Raw genomic sequence first — 12,401 nt, 5'->3', positions numbered from 1 at the left:
AAAATTAGATTGCCGTTGACATTGTCAGGAGGTCGGAAGAGAAGCGCTACATATTCATGTGCTGAAGCGTGCTTCAGTCTTTTACCTCTATGAAGCCGGACTAAGTGTCGACCAAATTTGCCAACAAACACAGATCTTGTTTCGGCCTGTTATCCATCAAATTTTATCGCAATATGTGCTCGATTAGCTATGACAAAACGAATAATCAATAGACGGTATGCTGGTATTTTATTAGAGTATTTTCTGGTTAAAGATCCGGAGCTACCTTTCCAATACGCCTATGGGATCCGATATTCTGAGCAATATGGAGTTCATTATATACGAACGACACCGGTGACCAGAATCAACCACAAAAAGAACAAGCTGTTCACCTTGACGTGTATATATACAGTCCAGCATTACAATACGGATACAGGCTTTAACGAACTGATAGAAGCCCTATTTTCTTACGTTGATATGCCGATATGGGATGATGAATTGATTATTGCCACCATGAGTCTGACGTCACATTAGATGGGCCAGTGTAATTAGATAACTCATTAAAATTGTTAGTAAAGTTGAGAGTTGGGAGCCATTGCTACAAAGGCGCAGAGACTATAAAATACAATCACCGCTGCAAAACAATGGATGATTTACTAGATCAGTTTGGGCACTTTACGGATAACGCTGCTCCGTTTCAGGTAGTCGATCATAGCGTACAGCGGATGGAGCTGAGTAAGGATCAGTTATTTAGACCCTGGCCGAGAACGTTTCCTAATAGTCTGTCATTTAACGATATTTAAATGGCTGGTCAGTTTAAACCGGTTTGCCGGATGGTACAGCACGGCGTAGCAAATAGGCTGGCCATGAGAGTGAGTTATCCGGGTGACTTTCAGGCAGGGTACGCCATCGTCCACTTGCAGGTTGTGTTTAAGTATTTTCGTCGGCATCACCGCTTCTACCGTTATTTCTGCTTCGGTAACCGGTGCTATTGAGTTCAGATACTCGCTGGCAGTGATCTTGCTGAAATCCTGCTGTAAAAACAGTGGTACCCGCTCTGCATTAACATAGCGTTCTTCCAGCTGAATGGGTTGATCGTTCTCCCAGTGCACGATAATAATTTTATATACCGTTCTGCTGTTAAGTGACAGGGTAAATGCGATGGCATCGTTTGGGATCAGCATAAGTTTACTTAACACTGTCATCTTGTGTACGTGCCCGCGGGAGCGAATTTCATCGGCAATATTGCGGATTTCCAGTAATGAACTTTGCGCGGCGGGTTCCTTTACAAAAGTACCGACACTGGCAACGCGTTCAAGCACGCCACTGTTAACCAGCTCATCGACGGCTTTGCGTGCCGTCATCCGGCTGGCAGAAAAGTGGTTAGCCAGTTCGGTTTCCGACGGGATCTGAGAGCCCGCTTTCCATAAGCTGGCGCTTATCTTCTTTTTAATCTCATTCGAAATAAGACGATACTTTGGCAGCTTCATGCAATGTCCATATTACCTACAAACAATAAGTTCGAAGTGCGTATTCAGCTAACTCATGACACTTCAGTGCGAACCCGGTCATTCTATACTGCATTGCGCTGCCGCCAACAGATTTTTGGGGCCTGGTTGGCGTTAATTAGGCTTGTCGCATAAGTAACATGTCAGCAACACCTTGCCAGTATATACCACATGGCTATGCTGTCAATTTTCAGTCAGTTCAACCGAGTTTTCTGTCGCAAAGATAATGAAATTATTTTTAATTCCGATGTTGTATATACCGGTATGCTGTTGTATAACATTTAAGCAGGCAGCGACCTTATAATAATTTCCGGCCTCAGCTGGTACAGATGCTACTCAGGAGAACATTTAATGACAGCAATAAATTTGACGCCTAGTCGTGTATATACCGCGATGCTGATGGCCGGTGCAGTGGCGGTTTCCGCGCAAACGAAGGCACAAGACAGTGATCCGGTTGAACGTATTCAAATTACCGGCTCAAAAATTAAACGTACCGATATTGAAACCGCCAGTCCGGTATCGGTTATATCGTCAGCGGATATCAGTGCATCGGGTATTACCAATGTAGAAAACCTGCTGCAGGAAATGTCGTTTTCAGCCGGGGTGGCCGGTAATGCAACGAACGCATACTGGACCAGCGGTGGTTATGGCACAGCTCAGGTCAATTTACGTGGTCTGGGTATTAAGCGCACCCTGGTATTGTTAAATGGCCGCCGCGTGGTCGGCGGGGGAACCGGTGCTAATAGTTCGGTTGATTTGAATATGATACCGACAGCGATGATTGAACGAATCGAAGTATTAAAAGATGGCGCTTCGGCTGTGTATGGCGCCGATGCGGTCGCCGGTGTGGTGAATATCATCACTAAAAAAGCATTCAGCGGCGCTGAGCTGAGTGTAAAAGCGGGCATGGCAGATAAGGGCGATGCCGAAAATCAGGATCTGAGCCTGACACTGGGCGGCGAATTTGACAAGGGCAATGTGGTTGTTAATTTGAGTTACGGCAACACCTCTGCGGTGCGCCAGTCTGATCGTATTGCCTGCTCTAAGTACGGTACGGAAGAAGGCACCTTTGAGTGTTTTGGCAGCAGCACCAGTGAAGGTGGCCGTGCGTTATTGGCTGACGGTACTCAGGTGCAGTTTAACCAGGACCCGGATACCGCCACTAACGGCAATAACTACAGCCCCTATAATGGCGCGTTGCATAGCTTTAACTATATTCCCTACCTAAACGCCGTAAGCCCGATGGAGCGTATAAATCTATCCAGCTTTGCTAACTACAATATCAATGACTCGGTGCAGTTGTTTGTAGAAGCAAGTTACGCTAACCGCCAGGGCGAGCAAATCGTGACGCCCCGCAATGGTTTTGCCGGTATTAAAGTCGATGCCGATTTCCAGTACAACCCTACCGGTCAGGATTTGGAGTTTTTACGCCGGCGCAACACCGAACTGGGCGCGCCTTACTTTTTCCAGGAAACCAATACCATTCGCATTGTAACGGGACTAACCGGCGTACTAGACAATGGCTGGGAATGGGACTTGTCTTACAACTATGGCCGTAATACCGGGACTGATGGCTGGACTTTCGACATTGACCCTGACCGTGCAGCGCACACGCTGGACGACAGCATTTGTACCTATGACAACAGCAATGGCATTCCTTGTGGTGACTGGTTTGGTAAAAACGAGCTGACGCAGGACGTTATTGACTATGTAAAATACCGCCGTGAGGGCACAGGTGGTAATGAAATGCGCACCTGGTCATTGAATATGAATGGCTATTTGTACGAGTTGCCGGCCGGAGGCATTGGTTTTGCTGTTGGTGCAGAAAGTCGCAGCGAAACAGGCTGGCGCGACCCGGACTCTACCGTATTGCGTAACGGCTTAGAAGACCCGATCCGCGGTAGCTATGATGTAAAAGAAGTATTTGGCGAACTATCGGTGCCAATATTGGCTGATACCTATTTAGCCAAGCGGTTGTCGGTTGAGCTGGCGGCGCGTTACTCTGACTACAGCACTGCAGGTGCGGAAACCACCTACAAAATGGGTTTAACCTGGAATGTTAACGACAGCCTGATGCTGCGGGCTGTGCGTTCTACCGCGTTCCGCGCGCCGGTGATTACAGAACTGTTTGGCGGCACTAATGGCGAAAACCTGCGCACGATAGACCCCTGTGAAAATGCTACTGGCACCATAGCGGCAAATTGTCTGGCGGCCGGTGTACCGGCAGATTTTGTACAGGACGGCACGACAATTTTAACCAGTGTTGGTGGCAACCCCAGGCTGGAGCCAGAAACGGCTGACACCACTACGGTAGGTATCGTATGGCAGCCCGAGTTCCTTGACGGTTTTTCCGCGACGATAGATTACTTCAACATTAAAATCGACGAAGCTATTACATCAGTCAATGGTTCCGATATGCTGCGGTTATGCTACGAAGACCCTATCGGCAATGCGAAATTCTGCGATACCTTTACCCGGCATCCGGTAACACACCAGGTTAATGAGCTGAATCAGCGCCCGGTGAATGCTGCAGTAGAAACCGTCAGTGGTATCGACCTGAACACGGCTTATAAATTTACTTTATTTGGTTTGAGCAGCCGCGCGACTTTGGATATCACCCGTTTACTGAAGCATGAAAGCACACCGTTTAAAGGTCAGCCAACCATTGATAAGGTGGGTTTTATTACCGAAGACCAGGGTAGTTACACTGAATGGCGGAGTAACTTCAGCTACAGCGTGATGACAGATGACTGGTCAGCGAGCTATTCATTGCGTTATATCGGCAGTGCCGATGACGTTAACGGCTCGGATTTCGACCCGCTGGGTAAATCAGTCGGTTCAGTTACCTATTCTGATGTATCAGCCTCGTGGTACTACAGTGATGCGTTGACGCTTAGCCTGGGTGTTGACAACATCTTTGATAAAAAAGCACCGTACCTGACGTCATGGAACGATGCCAACACCGATGTAATGACATATGATCTGCTGGGGCGCCGCGGTTTCATCCGTGCAACCTATCAGTTCTAAGTCAGCTTTTATCGGTAGCACCAGGGCCGTATGCCCGTATACCATAGGGCCCTGGTGTTTACTTTTCTCATAACAGTAATTAATGGTTTTATCCGGGCCACAGGCCTCCTACGCGGCTATTAAACTGCTGTGTGAAATCAGGCCGTGCCGGACTAGAGGGTTGGGAATGAATAAATCAATGCGGCTGCTGAAAACCAGCAGGAAATACCATAAATGGCTGATGGCGTTTATAGGCCTGCAGTTTATTATCTGGTCGGTAACCGGGGCCTATATGGTGTTTTTTGATATTGATTATATCCATGGCGATACCCTGGTTAATAACGAACAGGATAAAATCGACCCGCAGCAGGTAACTTATTCATTGCAAAGCTTGTTACAACACTATCCGCAGGCAAAAGCCATTACGTTGGGCCGTTATCTGGATAAGGTGGTGTATCGTTTTACGCTGGCAGAACAAAAGTTAGCCATTGATGCCAGTAGCGGTGCGGTAATGCCGCCGTTAGACAAGGCTCAGGCGGTAAAAGCCGCCCGGTTTTATTATAGCGGTACCGGCACAGTCGAAAGCGCCGAGCTTATAACTGAAAATGCGCCATTTGAGCTTAATCCGGCTGTCATGCCAGCCTGGCGGGTAAACTTCGCTGACTTTGGCGCCCCGGCAATTTATGTGTCTGCCGAAACGGGCTTATTGGTTGGTAAACGGCATAGTTTCTGGCGCCTGTTTGACTGGATGTTTCGCTTCCATGTGATGGATTACGATGACGGCGCCGATATTGATAACAGCCTGCTGTTCTGGTTTACCTTGTTCGGTATGTTAGCTTCTATACTGGGCATGGTGCTGGCCTATTTCCGTGTGTTTCGTAAAACGGATGAGGCATTAACGGCACCGGCTGGCAATGACAGCCATACAGTTGGAGTTGCGCCATGAATACAGTCAGAAAACTGCATAAGTGGGCCTCTGTTGTCGTTGGCATTCAGTTTCTGATTTGGCTGGGCAGTGGTATGTATTTCAACTTTATGGATCATACCAAAGCGGCGGGACACACTTACAAAGCGCATCAGCATCCGTCGCTGAGCTGGCATACGCTGGCGCTGCAGGAGCCTGCCGAGGTGTTACGGCAGTATGCACCCAGCACCTCGCTGACGTTAATTGAGTTGGCGCAAAAACCGTATTATTTGCTTAACCATCAGCGCGGTTTATACGCTAACTTTGTCAACAAACACAGCTTGGTCGATGCGCAGACAGGCCAGCCGCTGACGGTCGATGCGGATTTTGCCCGGCAGTTGGCCAGCGCTTCATATAGCGGGCCGGGTGAAATCGTATCTGTAACATTGATGCAGCCGCCGATTGCCGATTTACTCAAACAAAAGAATGCCGTGTGGCAGGTTAACTTTGCCGATGAAATTAACACCAGCGTCTATGTTGAGGCAGACTCAGGCCGTATTGCCGGCCACAGTGATGCTGACAAACGGCTGGCAGATTTTTTCCTGAAACTGCATTTTATGGATTATGCCAACGAAGGCAGTTTTAACAGCGTGCTGATGATGGTATTTGCCTTTGTCGCCTTGTGGCTCAGCGGCACTGGCATGGTCTGGACGGTCGATCTGGCGCTGCGCGGTCAGTATAAAATTAAGCTGTTTGGCCGCAAAAACACGGTAAAGTTATTCGACCGTAACCAGAAAAGCCTCGGTCAGGTGGCTTTCTCCAACCATAAAAATTTGTTGGATGGTTTGGTTGAGCACAATATCATTTTGCCTTCCACCTGCGGCGGCGGTGGCACCTGTGGCCGGTGCCGCATTATGATAAATCAAAATGTGAAAAGCACCGCAGCGGATTTACAGCACTTTAGCGCCTTTGAGCTGGAACAGGGCTACCGGTTGGCTTGCCAGCACTTCAGTGATGATGTTGAACATATGACACTGATGGATATTACCGATGCGAAAAAGTATCAGCTGGAATTAGTCAACAGCACCTTTTTAAGCCCGTTTATTAAAGAGTTGCGCTTTACCACCCAGTCTAAAGTACCCATGCGGTATAAAGCCGGTGCGTTTATGCGCTTCTTTATCCCGAAGGCCAGTGGCTGCTCCGTGCCGGCAGATGTGCCAGGTTCATTGCAACCGGACTGGCAGCACATTGCCCGGTTAAACTATCAACATGGAGCCTGTAGCAGAAGCTATTCCTTAGCCGGCATAGATGAAGCTACAAACGAGTTAGTGTTTGTCATTAAGCTGCAAAGCGCAACTAACCCGTCGGTATTGCCCGGTATTGGTTCTAATTATCTGGGTAACTTACGCATTGGTGACCGGGTTGAGGCTTTAGGGCCGTTTGAAGAGTTTTACGCTAACCCAGGCAGTGACAAAACCATGGTACTGGTGGGGGCAGGCTCGGGCATGGCGCCACTAAAAGCGCTGATTGAAGAACAGTTAGCGCTGCATCGCAACAATAAAGGCGACAAGCCGCCCCGGCCGCTGCATTTCTTTTACGGCGCCCGCAATGAAAATGATGTGATTTACGTCGACTACTTTTATCAGCTGGCGAAGCAGTATGCGCATTTTCATTACTACCCGGTGTTGTCACGGCCGGACAAAGGTTGGCTGGGTGCGACCGGCTATGCGCAGCACGTGCTGGCGTTGAATTGGCAGAATGTGGTTGAGCAAGGTGAACCTGAATTTTATCTGTGCGGGCCCAAAGGCTTGATGGATGACACGATCCGGTTACTGCGTGACAGAGGGGTGCCGGAAAGCAACATCGCCTTTGATGAGTTCAGTTAGCTAAAACAGAAACTGCGCGGGGAAGCTTTAGCGCAGTCTCTATGGTAAGGCAGTGGTCAGGCTGTTTTCAGCCTGACCACAAAGCGGGTGCTCTGCTGATCTGATTCGACACTGATATGACCTTCATGCGCCTCAACAATGGCTTTGGTAATAGCCAAACCTAAACCCGCACCTTCAGTATGGCGTTGTCTTGATTGGTCAGCACGATAAAAACGTTCAAATAAATACGGTAAATGCTCTGGCGGAATGAGCGGTCCTGGATTTTCGACGCTGATAGTGACCAACCCGGCTGACGCCATCGCCGTTGTTACCGTAATGCTGTGGCCCTCTGCAGTGTATCTCAATGCATTTGACAGCAGATTGGTTAACGCATGGCGCAGCAAGGTGCGGTCAGCCAGTACCATAATTGCCGAGCCGGAAAAATGTAATCTAATGCCGGACTCTTCGGCTAACGCTTCGAAAAAGTCAAAAATCGCGTTAATTTCGTCCGCAAGATTTAGCGGCTGCTTTTGCAGTGTGATCAGCCCATTCTGACTTTTCGCCAACCACAACATGTCGCTAATCATTTTGTTTAATCGTTCTTGTTCTTCCAGATTTGAAAACAACACATTCTGGTATTCCTGCAGCGTACGTGGCTTGGATAAACTAACCTGGGTTTGGGTAATGATATTGGTTAGTGGAGTGCGCAGCTCATGCGCAATGTCGGCACTAAAATGCGACAGCTTGGTAAAGCCTTCTTCCAGTCGGTGCAGCATATGGTTGAATGACTGCACCATATGCTCTAATTCCGCAGGTACTGTATTAGAGTTGAGCCGGATGTCGAGTTTATTGGTTTGAATATCGCGCATCTGCTCAGTCAAGCCTCTGAGAGGTCCCAGGCCCTGATGCACCGCCAGCCAGGCGGCCAGCAGCGTGAGTATGCAGGAACCAAATAAAATAAAACCAAGGCTTCTTTGCAATTGCTGCAAAAACTGCAAGTGAAAGCTGGTATCAATGGCGGCAATAACCTGGTAGTTTGCGGCTGCGGAAGTAAGTTTCACTACTACACCGTGATATGTTTTTTCTGCCAGCGTCCAGTTGAAAATCTGCGCATCATCAAAATGGTCGGCTGCGACTGAGAGGCTTGACAGCTGAGTTAAATCAAAATCGGCATTGCGATAAATCAGCGCGTTGTGTTCATCCATAATTTGATAAAACACGCCATGATGCCCGGCAACCGCCAACGACAGTGACGTTGCGCTCAGTTGTTGCTGAGTTGCGGCACGGTGCAGTATTTCTTCGACAGAACGCACGATAACTGCCAGCTCATCCGCATCCTGTTGAATAAAATGATGCTCAACCGAGCTTATCAGCATCTGTCTGACAAAAAACAGGCAAATTGAAATGGTCAAAGTGACAAAAAGCACCACGCGTAGCGTAAGAGACAGCGGGCGCTGACGGCTGTTATTCATTATCTTGCTCTTCATCCAGTTTATAACCCATCCCGCGCACAGTATGGATCAGTTTAGGCGTAAAGCTGTCATCTACTTTTGCCCTTAGGCGCCGGATAGCCACATCGATAACATTGGTATCGCTGTCAAAATTCATATCCCATACCTGCGATGCGATAAGCGATCGCGGCAAAACTTCACCCCGGCGGCGCATCAGTAGCTCCAGTAAACAAAACTCTTTATGACTGAGCGTTATTTTTGTGCCGCTGCGCACCACTTTGCGTTTGGCGATATCTAACTGCAAATCGGCGACCTGCAACAGTTCAGCAGCGCTGATGTTTTGTCCGCGTCGCAGCAAGGTACGCACCCGGGCCAGTACTTCAGAAAAGGCAAATGGCTTGATTAGGTAATCATCGGCACCCAGCTCAAGCCCCTTCACCCGGTCATCTACGCTGTCGCGGGCCGATAAAAACAGCACCGGCGTGCGGTTATCGCGCTCACGCAGTGCCTGCACGATGCGCAGGCCGCTGACGTCGGGTAGCATCACATCGAGAATGATCAGATCGAAGGCTTCTGTCATCGCCAGATGATGACCATCCAGGCCATTTCTAACCAGCGATACCTGAAAGCCAGCTTCAGTCAGACCTTGCTTGAGATAGTCACCGGTTTTCAGTTCATCTTCAACAATCAGTAAACGCATCTTTTTTCCTTTGGCGTTGGCTCTGCCAGAAGTATGGCGCTGGTAGGCATACAGCAAGATGACGACAAGATTACAACTTTGTCATGTTTGAGTCATGCTGCTGACAGCTTTAATCACTAGACTGCAATAAATTACAACGTATTGAGGGATAGCAATGGGCAGCAACAAGTTATCGATGCCGCGGTCAGTGTCGCGTCGCCGTTTCGTCCAGGGGCTGGCTGCGGGCGGTGTATTGGCTACCTTTCCGCATATTGTGCATGCGGGTAGCCGCTTCAGAGATAATGCTTTCACCGGCTATGCGTCAGAGTTAAGCGGCAAGGTTATTGAGCTGACCATTGGCGAAGCCCTGGTTAACTTTACGGGGGTAGTGCGAACAGCAACGACGATTAATGGTTCCATTCCCGCCCCGACGTTACGCCTGTGTGAGGGGGATGAGGTCACGATAAAAGTGACTAACACCTTGTCAGTACCCAGTTCTATTCACTGGCACGGCATTATTTTACCTTACCAGATGGACGGTGTGCCCGGCATGAGCTTCAGGGGCATTATGCCCGGTGAAACCTTTGTTTATCGCTTTACGTTGCAGCAGAGCGGCACCTACTGGTATCACTCTCACAGTGGTTTTCAGGAAATGACCGGCATGTATGGTGCGCTGATCATTGAGCCCAGAGCACAAGATATTATTACTGCCGATCGCGAATATGTGGTGCAGCTGTCAGATTGGACCGACGATGATCCGAGGCAGGTGTTTGGCAAACTGAAAGTGCAAAGTGATGTGTATAATTTTAATCAGCCTACAGTACGGGACTTTTTTCGCGATATGTCGGCTAAAGGTTTAGAAGCGGCCTTAGCGAAGCGCAAAATGTGGCAACAGATGCGGATGAACCCCACTGACCTGGCCGATTTGTCTGCGGCAACATTAACTTATTTAATGAATGGCAGCACACCACTGGCCAACTGGCGCGGCTTGTTTCAGCGAGGCGAAAAAGTGCGCTTACGTTTTATCAATGGCTCCAGCAATACCTTTTTTGACGTGCGTATTCCCGAACTGAAAATGACCGTGGTGCAGGCCGATGGACAAAATGTGCATCCGGTAACGGTAGACGAATTCCGCTTTGGTCCAGGTGAAACCTACGATGTTATCGTCACGCCGCAAACCGATGCCTATACCATTTTCGCTCAAAGTATGGACCGAAGCGGTTACGCCCGAGGAACGCTGGCAGTAGCGGCTGGCCTAAATGCGCCTGTGCCGGCGTTAGATCCGGTGGAGTGGCTAACCATGGCCGACATGATGGGTGATATGGCAGGCAGCAACGCGATGGACCACAGCGCGATGCAGGCAGGCGCTATGGCGACTGGCAGTGCCGCGGTGGATCATAGTATGCACGGTGGCATGGCAATGGATCACAGTCAGCATGCCAGGCCAACACCATTTGCTGTGCCCAGCAAAACAGTGCGCCACGCCAGCACCGAATACGGCCCGTCGGTCGATATGCGGGTGGACATGCCCAGAACCAATCTGGACGATCCAGGTATTGGTTTGCGAAATACCGGACGGCAGGCATTAACGCTGGCCGATTTACATTCATTGGACGGCATTATCGAAAAGGGTGGCCCGGAAGCAGAAATAGAGTTACACCTTACCGGCAATATGGAGCGTTATAGCTGGTCAATTGACGGTTTAGAGTTCAGTAAAAGTACCCCGGTGCATATGAAGCTTAACCAGCGCATCCGGGTTATTTTGCAGAACGACACGATGATGACCCACCCGATGCATCTGCATGGTATGTGGAGCGACCTGGAAAATGACAGCGGTGAAGTGCTGGTTCGGCGTCATACCATACCGGTTCAGCCGGCACAGCGTATTAGTTTTTTAACCACGCCCCATGATGTAGGCCGCTGGGCCTGGCATTGTCATTTACTGTTCCATATGGATGCAGGCATGTTCAGAGAAGTGGTGGTGGCATGAAGAAACCAATTGCGACAACCAAGCTGCCGGCTTTATTGTTCACCAGCACATTATTGCTGTTAAGTGGCGGGCTGGCCGCACAAACAGCGACTGAAGCGCAACCACATCAGCATGAAACGCAGGATAACAGTGGTGTAGATCACAGCAAGATGGACCATAGCCAAATGCAGCAAGATGAGATGCCGATGGACCATAGCCCTATGGACCACAGCAAAATGCAGCATGGCGAGAAGCCGATGGATCATAGCAGCATGGATCACGGCGATATGCAGATGCAGGGCGGTAAGGCGCCGGCGGATGCGCGCGATCCACATGCTTATTCCAGTGGTTACACCCTGACAGACGGCCCCTACGGCATGGCAGACTCCCGGCATTTAAAACATGCTGTTGAGCATCCAATGTGGTCAATTGTGGGGGACCGGCTGGAGTACGATATTGACACCGATGCAGTGGTGTTCGATATGCAGGCCTGGTACGGCACCACCTACGATAAACTGGTAGTGAAATCTGAAGGGCATGTTAGCGAGGGTATACTGGAAGAAAGTCAGACCGATTTGTTGTGGGGACATGCAGTTGCAGCATACTGGGATCGCCAGCTTGGTGTACGGTTCGATCAAAATGCTGAGGGTGAAAGTCGGCAATGGCTGGCATTTGGCATTCAAGGGCTGGCACCATACTGGTTTGAGCTGGATATCACCGCTTACGTTGGTAGTAATGGGCGAACTGCACTGGCCGCTGAAGCAGAATATGAAGTGTTGTTGACCCAACGCCTGGTATTGCAAGCGCGGGCAGAAGTAGCTGCTTACGGTAGAGATGACGCGGTAAACGCTATCGGTAAAGGATTGACGTCTTCAAACGTCGGTTTGCGTATGCGCTATGAATTTTCCCGCCAATTGGCACCCTACGCCGGTATAGAATGGAGTAATAAGTATGGTAATACGGCCGATCTCGCCCGTTTGTATAATGAAGCAACTGAAGAAACGGCGCTAGTTGCCGGTTTACGGTTTTGGTTTTAATTA

Annotated in this window: 8 protein-coding genes; 5 read left to right on the top strand and 3 right to left on the bottom strand. The window is 49.4% G+C overall.

Going from position 1 to position 12,401, the window contains the following annotated elements; translation table 11 throughout:
• Nucleotides 1-764: 764 nt before the first annotated feature.
• Complete coding sequence (locus B2Q61_RS13090; RefSeq protein WP_290622084.1) at nt 765-1,469, bottom strand: UTRA domain-containing protein; 705 nt, start codon at nt 1,467-1,469, stop codon at nt 765-767.
• A 369-nt stretch (nt 1,470-1,838) separates the two neighbouring features.
• Here B2Q61_RS13090 and B2Q61_RS13085 point away from each other — a divergent pair, with 369 nt between their 5' ends.
• The 3 genes from B2Q61_RS13085 to B2Q61_RS13075 all read left to right on the top strand — a co-directional run bounded on the left by B2Q61_RS13085 (nt 1,839) and on the right by B2Q61_RS13075 (nt 7,283).
• Nucleotides 1,839-4,514: a TonB-dependent receptor gene (locus B2Q61_RS13085; protein ID WP_290622082.1), complete on the top strand. Its 2,676-nt coding sequence runs from the start codon at nt 1,839-1,841 to the stop codon at nt 4,512-4,514.
• A 166-nt stretch (nt 4,515-4,680) separates the two neighbouring features.
• On the top strand, nt 4,681-5,439 hold the full coding sequence (locus B2Q61_RS13080) for a PepSY domain-containing protein (RefSeq protein ID WP_290622080.1): 759 nt from the start codon (nt 4,681-4,683) through the stop codon (nt 5,437-5,439).
• Complete coding sequence (locus tag B2Q61_RS13075) at nt 5,436-7,283, top strand: 2Fe-2S iron-sulfur cluster-binding protein (protein WP_290622078.1); 1,848 nt, start codon at nt 5,436-5,438, stop codon at nt 7,281-7,283. Before B2Q61_RS13080 ends, B2Q61_RS13075 begins: the two co-directional genes overlap by 4 nt.
• Nucleotides 7,284-7,339: 56 nt before the next feature.
• Here B2Q61_RS13075 and B2Q61_RS13070 read toward each other — a convergent pair whose 3' ends face one another.
• Both B2Q61_RS13070 and B2Q61_RS13065 read right to left on the bottom strand, forming a co-directional pair.
• Complete coding sequence (locus B2Q61_RS13070) at nt 7,340-8,734, bottom strand: heavy metal sensor histidine kinase (RefSeq protein WP_290622076.1); 1,395 nt, start codon at nt 8,732-8,734, stop codon at nt 7,340-7,342.
• A complete protein-coding gene (locus B2Q61_RS13065; protein WP_290610281.1) occupies nt 8,727-9,413 on the bottom strand; it encodes a heavy metal response regulator transcription factor in 687 nt (228 codons plus the stop codon). The genes B2Q61_RS13070 and B2Q61_RS13065 overlap by 8 nt, the downstream gene beginning before the upstream one ends.
• Before the next feature lie 154 nt (nt 9,414-9,567).
• Between B2Q61_RS13065 and B2Q61_RS13060 the strand changes: the two genes are divergently transcribed.
• A complete protein-coding gene (locus B2Q61_RS13060) occupies nt 9,568-11,382 on the top strand; it encodes a copper resistance system multicopper oxidase (RefSeq protein ID WP_290622075.1) in 1,815 nt (604 codons plus the stop codon).
• Nucleotides 11,379-12,398 (top strand): copper resistance protein B, encoded by a 1,020-nt coding sequence (locus tag B2Q61_RS13055; RefSeq protein WP_290622073.1) that lies wholly within the window; start codon nt 11,379-11,381, stop codon nt 12,396-12,398. The genes B2Q61_RS13060 and B2Q61_RS13055 overlap by 4 nt, the downstream gene beginning before the upstream one ends.
• Nucleotides 12,399-12,401: the final 3 nt, after the last annotated feature.

The sequence above is a fragment of the Arsukibacterium sp. UBA5043 genome, from assembly GCA_002415085.1.
Taxonomy (GTDB): domain Bacteria; phylum Pseudomonadota; class Gammaproteobacteria; order Enterobacterales; family Alteromonadaceae; genus Alishewanella.
Note: the sequence above shows the minus strand (reverse complement) of the source record. Positions and strands in the feature narration are given on the sequence as shown.

Coding starts and splice junctions, on each gene's coding strand:
- B2Q61_RS13070 (WP_290622076.1), bottom strand. CDS start 8,734: ATGAATAACAGCCGTCAGCGCCCGCTGTCTCTTACGCTACGCGTGGTG.
- B2Q61_RS13060 (WP_290622075.1), top strand. CDS start 9,568: ATGGGCAGCAACAAGTTATCGATGCCGCGGTCAGTGTCGCGTCGCCGT.
- B2Q61_RS13075 (WP_290622078.1), top strand. CDS start 5,436: ATGAATACAGTCAGAAAACTGCATAAGTGGGCCTCTGTTGTCGTTGGC.
- B2Q61_RS13065 (WP_290610281.1), bottom strand. CDS start 9,413: ATGCGTTTACTGATTGTTGAAGATGAACTGAAAACCGGTGACTATCTC.
- B2Q61_RS13090 (WP_290622084.1), bottom strand. CDS start 1,469: ATGAAGCTGCCAAAGTATCGTCTTATTTCGAATGAGATTAAAAAGAAG.
- B2Q61_RS13055 (WP_290622073.1), top strand. CDS start 11,379: ATGAAGAAACCAATTGCGACAACCAAGCTGCCGGCTTTATTGTTCACC.
- B2Q61_RS13080 (WP_290622080.1), top strand. CDS start 4,681: ATGAATAAATCAATGCGGCTGCTGAAAACCAGCAGGAAATACCATAAA.
- B2Q61_RS13085 (WP_290622082.1), top strand. CDS start 1,839: ATGACAGCAATAAATTTGACGCCTAGTCGTGTATATACCGCGATGCTG.